Source organism: Thermomonospora echinospora (genome assembly GCF_900108175.1).
Taxonomy (GTDB): Bacteria; Actinomycetota; Actinomycetes; order Streptosporangiales; family Streptosporangiaceae; genus Thermomonospora; species Thermomonospora echinospora.
The window spans coordinates 124908-137194 of the sequence record NZ_FNVO01000012.1 but is presented as its reverse complement, the minus strand read 5'-3'; the positions used below and the strand labels follow the sequence as shown (position 1 = coordinate 137194).

Here is a 12287-nt window from a genome sequence, read left to right as displayed (position 1 = left end):
CTCTATGGCGGACCGTGAGCCATGACCCCCGAATGTCGGTCATGACAAACCTTACAGCCGATTGCAAGCTCGAACCATCTGCCGTGGTCGACCGCGACCGCGGGCATCACGAAGACCTGCCTGTCGGGAGTCTGGGAGAGTCGGATGGGAGACATGGAGCGTTACCGGATCATGGTGGTGGACGATAGCCCCATCATCCGGTCGGGCCTCACCACGGTCCTCGAAGCCAGCAATGACCTCGAAATAGTCGGGGAGGCGGGGGACAGCCGTCGTGCCGTGGACCTGGCCTGGCAGATCAAGCCCGATGTCGTGCTATCGGACATGCCCATGCCCGAGGGCGACGGGATTACCAGCGTCGCAATGCTCAGTGAGGTCAGCCGGGTCATCATACTGACCTACGCCGATGACCCCGATATGGTGCTGTCAGCGATCCGCAGCGGCGCCATCGGCTACTTGGTGCACGACACGTTCACGGTGGAGGAACTGACCGACGCCATCCGTGACACCGTGCGGAGCAATGCGCACCCCCTCTCACCGACCGCCGCCGCGGCACTAGTCACCGCAGCCAAAGCCGGCCAGTGCCCGTGCGTCGAGCGGAATCCGGGGGCGAGAAGAGAACACTTCGGCCTGTCGGCACGTGAGACCGATGTCATGAACCTCATCGCCCAGGGGCACACGAACTCCAGTATCGCTGCCCAGCTTTTCCTTGCCGAAAAGAGCGTCAAGAACTATATCAATCGAATATACGCGAAGATGGAAGCCCAGAACCGGGCGACCGCGATAGTAAAATGGCTTGGCATACGGCCGGACACAGCCATTGAGAACTGACGGGGCGGTCACATCGGCGGAACTTCTGCCAAGGCGCCGGAACTCTGGGATCGGAATGCGGGTATCCCTCGAATTTCGTTGCAGCATACAGGTGCCACCGCGTCCTCGGCCGCCGTCGGCGGCACTGGTCGTATTTACCTGAGCCAGACCCGCCCAGGCCCTCTGAGCTGCACCAGGCTTCGGAAACGCGTCGCCGCCCCCTGGGCGAAGTGAGCCTTATTCACCCCGGGCACCGGCAGTGGGCGACCGGACCCCGTGGCGAGCCGCGCAGTACAGGCCACGCGGCCGGTCCAGAAGGAAAAGGGACCGCCACGTCGGTGAGCAGGCGGAACCGGCGGTGAAAAGGTCCTGCCATCCGCCGCCTTCGCCGGTGCGCATGGCCGGCCCTCGGCACAGAGCCGTGGGCACAGGGGTGTTCGTCGAGCACGGATCCACCGCCAGCGAGCGATCCAGGAAGCACATCGGGGCCCTTGTAGCGCGAGATGGGGCCCAAGGGCCCTATGGCGCCCCAACCCCAGCTTCTTACTTTTTATCCGTTATGTCCCCGGTTGGGACCGACCTCCCGACCTCGCTGACAAGGGGGCACAGAGAGCACCTGCTCCGGCCGCGGCAGAGCCACCCGTTCGGCATGTGCGTGCTCCCCGTACCAGCACCCGGTACGTTCTCGACGAGAGTGTGAAATTGATCACATATTTCAGCACCGCGGAGCTACATCCGGAGGAGCGCCTCTCCCGTTGGATCGAAACAGTGTCACGTTTCCACGCACCCTGCCGAATTTCAAGCGAACACGCAGACGACTTTCACGCCTCACTGCGCGTGCTCGATCTCAATGGAGTCTTGATCTCGGAACTGGAGCATCCCCCGGTCCGGTTCCATCGAAGCACCAAGCTGATACAGCAGAAGAATCCTGACACCTACTGCGCAATAATTAATGGTGGCGGAGAAATTTCACAGAACGGCCGGACTGCCACGCTTGGCACCAGCAAGATCGTCATCATCGACAGTTCACGACCCTTCCATGGATGCCTCTCTTCTCGGGGCGGCGACACTGCGGTCATGGTGGTCCAGATCCCGCGAACATCGCTCCAGTTGCGCTCCAACGACATCAACCGGATTGTTTCGGTTCCGTTCTCTGCCCGGACGGGGGTCGCCGCCGTGCTGTGGAACCACCTTGTCCAGCTCATGCGGCATGCGCACGAGTACACGACGGTTGACGAACTTGGACTGGCACGGGTCACGGTGGACCTGGTGGAGGCCGCCTGTGCTCACCGGCTCCACGTCCACATGCCGCAGTCGCTGCTGTCGGGGAAACAGGCCCTGATCACGGAGATCCTCGGCTTCATCCAGCAAAGCCTTGGCAATCCGGAGCTGTGTCCCGAAAGTATAGCCGCAGCCCACCAGATCTCCACACGATACCTACATAAGCTGTTCCAGGAAAAGGGCACCACGGTGGCGTCCTGGATACGTCACCGACGACTTGAACAATGCCGACATGACCTTGCCAATCCTCAACTCGGCACGCGCCCCATCTATGCCATCGCCATGCACTGGGGATTCACCGATGGTGCGCATTTTAGTCGGATCTTTCGCGCCACTTACGGGACGCCACCGAAAGACTACCGCAACAATATGCTGAAAAGCGCGGCCCACCGGATGCACGCAGACCGATAGGGAGCACATGTGGGCGCACATCGGGCCGCTGGAAGCGAGAGGCGGGCGACCGTGGCCTGAGCGAGCAAGTCGATGGCCACTGATTTTCTTTCACATCATTTCCGCCTGGCGAACAAGGCGATCGGTCCGTTCCTCCGCGCTCTGAAGCGACCGCGTGACCTGCACCGCACGGCTCGTCCCGGGGCCCGGTCACCGCCGCCCGGGGCCCAGGGCCACATGGTGGAAAGGTTCACTCATCGGCCGTCCGGATGAGCCCTGCAGAGAACGACCTAGTCAGGAGTTCGTGCCGTGAACGATCAAGTGCGCTGATGGTCAAGCATAGGGCCCTAACGGCCAAGGACTCTCCAGGTCATATTCGTCATAGTCATATCAGTAGGCACTGGACTCGACGAGAACGGTGCCACCGGGCGCACCTGCGGCAATGCGTTCGCCCGGCCGTTTCTTACCAGTGGAGAGGAGGTAATACCCATGATCGAATCGGCCATGCCCTATGAGCCGCCGGCGCTGATCGAGCTCGGTGACTTCACCGAGCTGACGCGCATCACCGACAAGGGCGGCTACGTCGACCTGTTCGGCGGCTGGTGGCTCGACTAGTCGAACCGATCGATGCGGGAATGTGTTCGGTGCCAGTGTTCCGGCACCGAACACGTTCTGTACCTCAGCAGCCGGGCGAGGCGAGTGCTGTGCGCCGGAAGACCGGAATCGTCCGGGCACAGGGGCATTGGACCTCTTTCAACATGTGGCCTGGAGCCGCGCAACGGGCGCCCGGGTCCGCGACCGGCCGCACGGCGCAGGTCACGCAACCGGTTCGGAGCGTGCAAAGACGGGACGTCACGTCGATGAGTAGGCAGAACGGGTGTGGAAAAGGTTCACTCTCATGGATTTTGTGGTTCTTCCGGATCATCCGGTGGGCGCCGAGGTGGCGGCTTCGTTGCCGTGGCCGGGGGATGTACAGGTGATCTCGCATTGCTCAGGCCGGCCGTGGATCGTGGGCCGCTGGTCGGACAACGACGTGGTGTCGGCTGATGCGGGAAACAACAAAGTGGTGCTGTTCGGCCCGGCGGGAGTGAGCCGGACGACGCTGACCGAGCGACTTCGCGGCGTGCGTTCGGTCAGCGACCTGGACACGGTGGCACGGTTCGTACCGGGATGCTTCCACCTGGTCTCCTCGATTCAGGGAACGGTACGGATCCAAGGCAGCATTTCAACCGCCCGGCAGGTCTTCCATGGAACCGTGGCCGGAGTGACCGTGGCCGCCGACCGGCCGTGGACCCTGGCATCGCTGACCGGTGCAGAGGTCGACACCGAACTGATCGCACTGCACTTGCTGGCCCCCTACGGACCACCGTGGCCCCTGAACGACGCATGCCTGTGGAAAGGGATCCACGCCCTGCACGGAGGGCACTACCTGCGCATCGACGGCGACGGAACCGCCCGGACCATCCAGTGGTGGACCCCACCGGAACCAGACATGCCACTGGACCGAGGAGCCACCACGTTGCGCCAAACACTGATCGAAGCGGTCCAAGCACGCACCAGACCAGGCCAGGTCATCAGCGCCGACCTATCGGGCGGCATGGACTCCACCAGCCTGTGCTTCCTGGCAGCCCGCGGAGACAACCCCCTCATCACCGTCCACTACGAACCCCTCGACCCCTCCAACGACGACAAGACCTGGGCCGACCAATGCCAGACCGCCCTGTCCAACACCCGCCACCTGGTCATCCAACGCGACACCGCACCCACCTGGTGCACCCCGACCGCGGTGACCGACAAGGAGATCGACGGACCAACGCCTTTCTTTCATGTCCGTGCGATGACAGAGCATCTAGCACGGGTCGTCTCCGATGCCGGCGCCAGCCGGCACCTGCGCGGACTCAACGGGGACGAACTTTTCCACTTGAGATTGGCCTGTCTGCACACGTTCGCCCGTCGGCACCCGCTGAAGTCCATCCCGCACATCCGGGCCAAGAAGGCACAGCGCCGCTGGACCACGGCCACCACACTGCGATTTCTGCTGAACGGCAAGTCCTATCCGCGCTGGGTCTCCTCCGTGGCCGATCACCTCACAGATCACCGGGAAACCCCGGAAGGCGACTGGGAAATCGCTCCGAAGATGCCGCCGTGGGCGACGCGGGACGCCGTCGGGAAAGTCCGGCAACTACTTCTACAGAGCGCGGAAGACGGCCTGCGTCCGGTGTCCGACCTGCCGGTACAGCATGACATGATCCAGATAACACGAGTAAACGGCACGGCCCATCGGCAGCACTCCCGGATGGCCTCCGCATTCGGGGTGAGCCTGGAGGCACCCTATCTGGATGACCGGGTTGTCGAGGTCGCGCTGTCGGTACGGCTGGAGGACCGCCTCTCCACCAGGCAGTTCAAGCCCGTGCTCAGCGCGGCGATGCGCGGTATCGCACCGCAGCGGCATCTCGGCCGGAGCACGAAGGGCGACTACAGTGCCGAGTTCTTCACCGGGCTGACGAAGAACAGGAAAGAGTTGCTGGAACTCTGTGACGACTCGCTTCTCGCGAAAATGGGACTCATCGATGCCGATGCGCTCCGCAACGTCCTGCTGGGGCTGTACAAGGACACCAGGCCCTACGTCCCCCTCGGTCCCACGCTGGCCTGTGAGACCTGGCTTCAAGCGCTTTCGCAGACGGCTGGACCGAGTGGCGTGCTCGTTCCCAGAGGGAGGGCAGAATGACCTACTCACTCGCCTCACATATAATGATCACCGAAACCGAGCACGGCATGGTTCTGCTGGACGAGAACAATGGACGATACTGGCAGATGAACGGCACGGGAGCGACGGTATTGCGTCGAATTCTGGAAGAGGGGAATGCCGAGTCGGTGATCACTGATCTGCGCGAACGCCATCCAGCAGCTGCCGAACGGATCGAAGCCGACGTGACAGCACTGGTCACTGCGTTGTTGAATGCAAGGGTGCTGTCCTCATGAGCGAGCGGGTACTCATTGAGACCGGCGTGGCACCGCCCTGGTACCAGTGGCCAGCCGCCCTGTGCGCCGTCGGCATCGCTCGGGTGCTGGCCAAGCTTCCGCCACGGCGCCTGCGCCGGGCGTTGGAGTTCGCGCGCAGGGGCGCCCGCCCGGCCACCAGACAGGACGCATTGCGCGCCCGCAATGCGGTAGTGGCCGTCAGTATGCGCTGTAAAGGGCAATGGTGTCTGCAGCGATCCATCGCGACCGCGCTGCTGTGCCGGATGAGAGGCTGCTGGCCGGACTGGTGCACCGGTGTGCGCACGCAGCCTTTCGGAGCCCATGCGTGGGTCGCCGTGGACGGAGAACCCATCAATGAGAACATCAAGGATATCCGGTCCTTCCATGTCGTCATGACCGTACCGAGCCTCTGATGAATATGATCGGCGGCGGAGGGGCGGCCATACGCACCCGTGGCCTGCGGAAGACCTATGGCGCTGTTGAGGCGCTGCGCAGTCTGGACATCACGGTGGACGCGGGGGAAACATTCGGTTTTCTGGGGCCGAACGGTGCGGGCAAGTCCACCACCATAGCCATGCTGTGCACCCTGCTCCGGCCCACCGCCGGGCGAGCGGAGGTGGCTGGTGCCGACGTGGTCAGGGCTCCTCATGACGTCCGCCGTAGGGTCGGTGTCGTCTTCCAGGAATCGACGGCGGACAACGACCTGACCGCCGAGGAGAACCTGCGCTTCCACGCGGAACTGTATGGAATCTCACGGCGCGAGTCGCGGAGAAGAGCGGACTTCCTGCTCGATCTGCTGGCACTGTCCTCTCGGCGCAAGGCGCTGGTGGGAACTTTTTCGACAGGTCTGAAGAGGAGGCTTGAGATCGCGCGGAGCCTGATGCACCGGCCGGAGGTCCTCTTCCTCGACGAACCGACAGCCGGCCTCGATCCGCACAGCCGTGCCCTGGTCTGGGACCACCTGCACCGACTACAGCAGCAGCAGGTGATCACCATATTTCTGACCACGCATTACCTAGAGGAGGCCGAACACTGCCACAGAATCGCAGTCGTGGACGGTGGCGGCGTGATCGCGGAAGGCTCACCGCAGCAGCTCAAGGCCGAGGTGGGCAGCGACGTCGTGCACTTGCAGACAGCAGACAACGCGGTCGCGGCGCGGTCGATACGCGACAGATTCGGCCTGAATCCCGCACTGGGGCCGGACGGTGTCCGGGTACACGCGGCCAATGGGGCGGAGTTGGTGCCCCGACTGTGCGCTGCGAGCGCGGTCCCCGTTCACTCGATCATGGTCACCAGGCCAAGTCTGGACGACGTCTTCCTCCACTACACCGGCCGCGGAGTTCCCGGCCCTCCGCGGTGGCGCGATGAACGTGCCCCGCTATCGGCGGCGCCGGACGGAAAAGGATCGAAATGATGCTTTCTGATGTCGGCAGTCCGCGCCAACCGCCATCCGGGGCGTTTCCGAACCGGATGATCCCTCCTCAGATTCGGCGCCAGGCGGGTCATGAGCTGCGCGCCGTGCGCGTTCTCTGGCAGCGTGAGGTGATCCGGGTCCTGCGCAACCGCTCTCAGGCAGTACTCATGCTGGTCAATCCGGTGCTCTTCCTGCTGGTGCTCGGCACCGGCCTGGGCGCCATGATCGACAGTGCTGCGGAAGGAGTCGACTACCGTACCTACATCTTTCCCGGGGTACTTCTCATGGCGGTGCAGATGCCCGCGCTGAGCGCCGGGGCGTCGATCGTCCAGGACCGTGAAATAGGCTTCCTGCGAAGCATGCTCGTGGCGCCGGTCGGACGCGGCACGCTTCTGGTCGGCAAGTGCCTGGGAGGTGCCACGGCGGCCACCATCCAGAGCGGGCTGCTTCTCGCCTTGGCCGGGCTGTCAGGGCTTCCGTACGACTCCGGGCTACTCATGCTGTTGCTGGGAGAGCTGGCTCTCATCGCACTCATGCTGACCATGGTCGGGATGCTCGCGGCCAGCTTCATCAAACGAACCGAGACGTTCCAGGCGGTACTCGGCCTGGCGCTCATGCCGCTGTTCTTCACCTCTGGAGCCATGTTCTCGGTCCGCGGGCTGCCCGATTGGCTGAGCGTTCTCACACTGGTCAACCCACTGACCTACGCGGTGGACGCACTGCGCCGAACCGTCGCCCTGGAACTGCCCGCAGGCCGTATCTCCTCGCCGAGCTGGGCCGGCTGGACCCCCTCGATCGCACTGGAACTCCTCATCATGGTCCTGTTCAGCCTGGCGGCGCTCTGCTTCGCCGCCCGCCGTTTCTCCCGCTGAGGTTTTCTCAGCGATCGGCACGGGACGGCACCGGATGACATAGCGGGTGGCGCTGATGCGAATGGATCGGCACTTTCCGGGCTGGAGTGGCACTGGGCGACATGGTCGGGGACCACTTTTAATCCGTAGGTTGTGGGTTCGAGTCCCACGCGACTCACCAGCGCTGACCAGGGCGGGTACCGAGACCGGCAACCCCCCTGATCGTTTCTGGTTGCAGTCCGGGTTGCAGTCGCCCTAGTTGATCATGTCCAGAGGGCGTCCCACCTGCGGCCCACGGCCGCGGCGGTGATCGAGGGCAGCCGCAGCGTCTCCTGCACCGCCTTCAGGTTGTAACCGGCTGCCGGCAGGAACGATGCGCCGGTGGCCACCGCCGTCCATACCTGCATCACAACCCCGGACGGCCTGGCCGGACCGGTATGGCTACCCGCCGGAACAACCGGCCCGACGACGGCGGCTGGCAGCACCGGCGGACGCGTGGGGCCCACACGACCGGCAATACGGGACGGTTCAGGGACGACTTGATGGCGCTGGCCATCGACGCTCTGGCGGTCGCCGCGTCCGTCCTTGTCCTGTCTCAACTAGCCTGATACAGATCCGAGGCTGTGACCTGGGCTGCGTCAGGTGGGGTGAGACGCCTTGGGCCGTTCGGGTCCCGGTGAACCTGACACCAGCGGAAGCGCCGTGGCCGGTCGGCCACTGTCGGAGGCTGAGGCCGGGTTGTCGCGGTGGCGCTGCGGACTTGGTGGCGGGGTTCAGCGTTTGACCTGGTTGCGAATGGCCAGGGCGGCCAGGCCGATGAACAGAGGCCCGGCGATACGCAGGGCGATGCGAATGACCTGTCCCCAGCGGGTGACGGTCTCGGGCACGGTGGGGGTCTTGATGTCGACGGCGAACGCTGAGCGGAAGGCGTACAGCAGGGCGTCCAGGTAGGACGGCGGCGCGCCCGGGAACCCGGCGTGCTGCATTGCCAACGCGAGAGCGGCGACCGCAACGATGAGGGCGGTCAGGGCGCGGCCTGCGCGTAGTCCGTAGCCGGAAGTCACCCAGTACAGCCACAGCAGCAGGCGCTCTCCTCGGCGGGCGGCGGCGCGGCGCATCTGCATCTCACCGTAGTAGAAGTCGGCCGCGCCGGGCTCGTTCTTGCCCTCTTCCAGGGCCTTGCGGAGTTGCCGGTAGATCACCTCGATCCGCCGCGGCCCGACCACCTCAACACCGTCGGGAGCGGGCCGCCAGGGGCCGGGGGCGCCGCGGCGGGCGGTACGGCGTGCGGCGTGCCAGTGGTGTTCTTCGGCCAGCACCCGCCGCCGTCCCCCCGGGCCGGGGGCGAAGGTGCAGTGACCGTCCAGCTGAATCTGATCGGCCCGGTGCAACCCGGCGAACAGGCACTGCCTCAGATCCACATCGGTCAGCGTCAGCGACCCGGCGTCCACTCCGCGCAGCGAGGTCACCGCCACCCGGGTGGGGCCGTCCAGATCCGGCACGCCGGGGATCGGCCGGGCCAGAGCGTGCACGCTCACCGGCCCGCTGCACACCAGCTCCGACAGGTCCACCCGCGCTGTGCGCAGCCGCAAGGCGACCCGCCCCGCCGACCGCAGCCGCCAGGCCGACACCTGGCCGGCCGTTGCCTCCACCCGTACCTCCCCTTCGGCCACCACATCGTCCAGGGACAAGATCCCGATCCGGCAGGAGAACCACCCTGCCTCACTGGCAAACTTCGCCTCGTTGAAGTAGGCGTCCTCGGAGAACAAAGCCCTGACGAAGTAGACGTCCCCGGAGAACGACGCCCTGATGAAGTCGGCGTACCCGGAGAACGACGTCCAGCCGAAGTCGGCTTTCCCAGAGAACGACGCCCATCTGAAGCGGGCGTTCCCGGAGAACGACGCCTCGCCGAAGTCGGCGTACCCGGAGAACGACGTCCTGCCGAAGTGGGCGTTCCCGGAGAACGACGCCCCGCTGAAGCGGGTGTCCCCAGAGAACGACGCTCCGACGAAGTCGGCATCCCCGAGGAACGACGTCCCGCCGAAGTCGGCGTACCGGGAGAACGATGCCCTGCCGAAGTGGGCGTCCCTGGAGAACGACGCCCCACCGAAGTCGGCGTTCCCAGAGAACGACGCCCCGACGAAGCTAGCTCGGCCAAGGCTAGGGCGGTTATCGGCCCGGGGGTCGCGGACGGCGTCAAGGAGCCGGGCCAGCAGGTCTGCGGTAAAGGGCACGCCGCCCATGTCGATGGCCGCGCCAGGAACCAGGCCGGCCAGGAACTCCTCACGGGCCTGCTCTCCAGCGTGGGCCAGGCACCGGTCGATGCCGGGCAGGCAGGAGGCCGCGCACGCCTGCGACGGATCATCGGTACGAGGCTCCTCGCAGAGCTCAACGTCAGTACCGGTGGTCATGGGCCGCTCCCACCTTCCCGCAGCACCCGGTGTGCTGTCCCAGGTTGGATCGCCCGCCTACCCCCTCTCGTTCCAGTGCCTGCGGTTTCGGGCGCTCACAGCACTCTGGTACCGCTGACGCCAAATCCGGGCCGATCCTCTCTGGCGTTCAGTCGCGACCCTCTGGCGCTGTCCTGCCTGCCGCCACAGACCACGCGGCCCCACCGCTCTTGGTCACGGATCATGACCATGCTCTCTTCGAGGGCATTGACGACCCGGTTTCCGAGCGGGACAGGGACTTACCCGTGGAGGGTGCTGGTGAAGCCTTGCGTGATTGAGCGTTGCATGAATGCGTAGAGCAGGAGGACGGGAACGAGGGCGATCGTGGCGCCGGCCAGGACCAGTGACCAATTGGTGGAGAACTGGCCGACGAACGAGTAGACCGCGACGGGCAGGGTGGCCTTGTCGGTGTCGCCGACGAACACCACCGCGATGAAGAAGTCGTTCCACACGAACAGGCCCGTCAGCACCGCGACCACGACGGTTACCGGACGTACCAGGGGAAGCGCGACCTGGGCGAAGATCCGTATCGGGGACGCGCCGTCCACCAGGGCCGCCTCCTCGTAGGCGGTCGGAAGTGCCCGGAAGAATCCGGTGTAGAGGAAGACCGCCAGCGGCATCTGCAGCCCGGTGTAGACGAGCACCAGCCCGGCCAGCGTTCCGGCCAGACCGGTCTCGACCATGAAGACGTACAAGGGGATCAGTCCGAGCTGGATCGGCAGGATCAGCGCGAGCGTGAACAGGCTGGAGATCAGGCCGGAGAGCCGGGAGCCACGGCGGGCCAGCGCGTATCCGGCGGGCGCGGCCGCGGCCACGAGCAGCGCCACCACCATGACGGTGGTCAGCGTGCTGTTGAGCAGCGCCTGCCCGAACGACACCGTGTCCCCGCCCGCCTGCCCCCAGGCCTGGGAGAAGTTGCCGACGGTGGGCCGGGCGGGCGGAGCCAGCGACGATCCGGCCGTTTCCCCGGGTGGCCGCAGCGCGGTCGTGATGACGAAATACATCGGCGCCAGGACGGGAACCGCGGCGATCCAGAGGGAGATCTCGCGGAAGGCCGACCAGCGCGTATACCGGTGCATCAGGAATCCTCCCTGCGGAGCGCCCGGAGCTGGCCGGCCGCCGCCACGCACACGACGCCCACCAGGAGCAGGGCGACCGCGGCGCTGTAGCCGTACTGGCCGTTGACGAACGCCTGCTTGTAGACGTAGGTGCCGAGGGTCTCCGTCTTCCCGGAGGGACCGCCCCCGGTGAGCGCCATCACCTGGTCGAACAGTGTGAACGAAATGATCGTCGACAGTGCGACGCCGATCGTGATCGCGGGCCTGAGCTGCGGCAGGATGATGTGCCGGAAGAGCAGCCAGCTCCCCGCGCCGTCGACCATCGCCGCCTCGCGGGTCTCGGCCTGTATCCCCTGGAGTCCGGCCAGGTAGATCAGCATGTGGTAGCCGGAGAACTGCCACACCATCACGCCGATGATCGCCGGCAGCGCCGTCTCGGGCTTGGCCAGCCAGGGCTGCGCGACCGCGCCGAGCCCGAGGGCCTCCAGCGCGGTGTTGAGAGGGCCGTGCGTATCGAGGATGAACTTCCAGACGTACGCCACGACCAGCGGGCTCACCACGGCCGGCACGAAGAACAGCGTCCGCAGCACGTTCCGGGTCCGCAGTGCGCGCTCCAGGCCGAGGGCCAGGCCGAGCCCGACGGCGTTCACCCCGACCACGTAGCAGACCACGATCACCAGGGTGTGGGCCAGCACGCCGGTGCCTTCCGGCCTGGTGAAGAACTCGGCGAAGTTGCCCAGCCCGACCCATTTCGGGGCGGTCAGCCCGTCCCATTCGGTGAAGGCGTAGAACGCGCCCAGCAGGGACGGGATGAGCAGTACCGCCGAGCACAGGGCGGCCGCCGGCGCCACGAAGATCCAGGGCACCCGGCGCGCCGAGGCGGCGGCTCGGCCGGTCTCGCCGGTTCTTCGGACCCAGGCGGTCGCCTCCCGGAGTGCTTCGCGCCGCCGCACCGAAGTCACCACGGTCTCGGCCTCACCGGGCTCGGCGCGGCGGTGACCGGTCCGTACGGGCGGGTGATCGTGTCCGTCATCGTGTCTCCTCACGGGTCCTT

General features: G+C 65.7%; 12 protein-coding genes. 8 read left to right on the top strand and 4 right to left on the bottom strand.

Annotation, left to right across the window (positions count from 1 at the left end):
• The first annotated feature begins 144 nt into the window (after positions 1–144).
• The 8 genes from C4U03_RS25080 to C4U03_RS25045 all read left to right on the top strand — a co-directional run bounded on the left by C4U03_RS25080 (position 145) and on the right by C4U03_RS25045 (position 7746).
• Complete coding sequence (locus C4U03_RS25080) at positions 145–828, top strand: response regulator (RefSeq protein ID WP_235018105.1); 684 nt, start codon at positions 145–147, stop codon at positions 826–828.
• Between the two features lie 681 nt (positions 829–1509).
• On the top strand, positions 1510–2499 hold the full coding sequence (locus C4U03_RS25075; protein ID WP_146087512.1) for a helix-turn-helix domain-containing protein: 990 nt from the start codon (positions 1510–1512) through the stop codon (positions 2497–2499).
• A gap of 468 nt (positions 2500–2967) precedes the next feature.
• On the top strand, positions 2968–3093 hold the full coding sequence (locus tag C4U03_RS25070) for a lasso RiPP family leader peptide-containing protein (RefSeq protein ID WP_103940689.1): 126 nt from the start codon (positions 2968–2970) through the stop codon (positions 3091–3093).
• Between the two features lie 283 nt (positions 3094–3376).
• Positions 3377–5206 (top strand): asparagine synthase-related protein, encoded by a 1830-nt coding sequence (locus C4U03_RS25065; RefSeq protein WP_103940687.1) that lies wholly within the window; start codon positions 3377–3379, stop codon positions 5204–5206.
• Positions 5203–5460, top strand: a complete 258-nt coding sequence (locus C4U03_RS25060) for a lasso peptide biosynthesis PqqD family chaperone (RefSeq protein ID WP_103940685.1) — start codon at positions 5203–5205, stop codon at positions 5458–5460. The genes C4U03_RS25065 and C4U03_RS25060 overlap by 4 nt, the downstream gene beginning before the upstream one ends.
• Positions 5457–5873 (top strand): lasso peptide biosynthesis B2 protein, encoded by a 417-nt coding sequence (locus C4U03_RS25055; protein WP_103940683.1) that lies wholly within the window; start codon positions 5457–5459, stop codon positions 5871–5873. Before C4U03_RS25060 ends, C4U03_RS25055 begins: the two co-directional genes overlap by 4 nt.
• Positions 5873–6874: an ATP-binding cassette domain-containing protein gene (locus C4U03_RS25050; protein WP_103940681.1), complete on the top strand. Its 1002-nt coding sequence runs from the start codon at positions 5873–5875 to the stop codon at positions 6872–6874. Before C4U03_RS25055 ends, C4U03_RS25050 begins: the two co-directional genes overlap by 1 nt.
• On the top strand, positions 6871–7746 hold the full coding sequence (locus tag C4U03_RS25045) for an ABC transporter permease (RefSeq protein WP_235018104.1): 876 nt from the start codon (positions 6871–6873) through the stop codon (positions 7744–7746). Before C4U03_RS25050 ends, C4U03_RS25045 begins: the two co-directional genes overlap by 4 nt.
• 242 nt (positions 7747–7988) lie before the next feature.
• On the opposite strand, the gene C4U03_RS40590 is transcribed toward C4U03_RS25045, so the two are convergent.
• The 4 genes from C4U03_RS40590 to C4U03_RS25030 all read right to left on the bottom strand — a co-directional run bounded on the left by C4U03_RS40590 (position 7989) and on the right by C4U03_RS25030 (position 12279).
• Positions 7989–8132 (bottom strand): hypothetical protein, encoded by a 144-nt coding sequence (locus tag C4U03_RS40590; RefSeq protein ID WP_160147091.1) that lies wholly within the window; start codon positions 8130–8132, stop codon positions 7989–7991.
• 366 nt (positions 8133–8498) lie between these two features.
• Entirely contained in the window at positions 8499–10136 is a 1638-nt protein-coding gene (locus tag C4U03_RS25040) for a pentapeptide repeat-containing protein (protein ID WP_103940677.1), read from the bottom strand.
• Positions 10137–10414: 278 nt separating this feature from the next.
• Complete coding sequence (locus tag C4U03_RS25035) at positions 10415–11254, bottom strand: carbohydrate ABC transporter permease (RefSeq protein WP_103940675.1); 840 nt, start codon at positions 11252–11254, stop codon at positions 10415–10417.
• On the bottom strand, positions 11254–12279 hold the full coding sequence (locus tag C4U03_RS25030; RefSeq protein WP_200827453.1) for a carbohydrate ABC transporter permease: 1026 nt from the start codon (positions 12277–12279) through the stop codon (positions 11254–11256). Before C4U03_RS25030 ends, C4U03_RS25035 begins: the two co-directional genes overlap by 1 nt.
• Positions 12280–12287: the final 8 nt, after the last annotated feature.

Coding starts and splice junctions, on each gene's coding strand:
- C4U03_RS25080 (WP_235018105.1), top strand. CDS start 145: ATGGGAGACATGGAGCGTTACCGGATCATGGTGGTGGACGATAGCCCC.
- C4U03_RS25070 (WP_103940689.1), top strand. CDS start 2,968: ATGATCGAATCGGCCATGCCCTATGAGCCGCCGGCGCTGATCGAGCTC.
- C4U03_RS25065 (WP_103940687.1), top strand. CDS start 3,377: ATGGATTTTGTGGTTCTTCCGGATCATCCGGTGGGCGCCGAGGTGGCG.
- C4U03_RS25060 (WP_103940685.1), top strand. CDS start 5,203: ATGACCTACTCACTCGCCTCACATATAATGATCACCGAAACCGAGCAC.
- C4U03_RS25055 (WP_103940683.1), top strand. CDS start 5,457: ATGAGCGAGCGGGTACTCATTGAGACCGGCGTGGCACCGCCCTGGTAC.
- C4U03_RS25050 (WP_103940681.1), top strand. CDS start 5,873: ATGAATATGATCGGCGGCGGAGGGGCGGCCATACGCACCCGTGGCCTG.
- C4U03_RS25045 (WP_235018104.1), top strand. CDS start 6,871: ATGATGCTTTCTGATGTCGGCAGTCCGCGCCAACCGCCATCCGGGGCG.
- C4U03_RS40590 (WP_160147091.1), bottom strand. CDS start 8,132: ATGCAGGTATGGACGGCGGTGGCCACCGGCGCATCGTTCCTGCCGGCA.
- C4U03_RS25040 (WP_103940677.1), bottom strand. CDS start 10,136: ATGACCACCGGTACTGACGTTGAGCTCTGCGAGGAGCCTCGTACCGAT.
- C4U03_RS25035 (WP_103940675.1), bottom strand. CDS start 11,254: ATGCACCGGTATACGCGCTGGTCGGCCTTCCGCGAGATCTCCCTCTGG.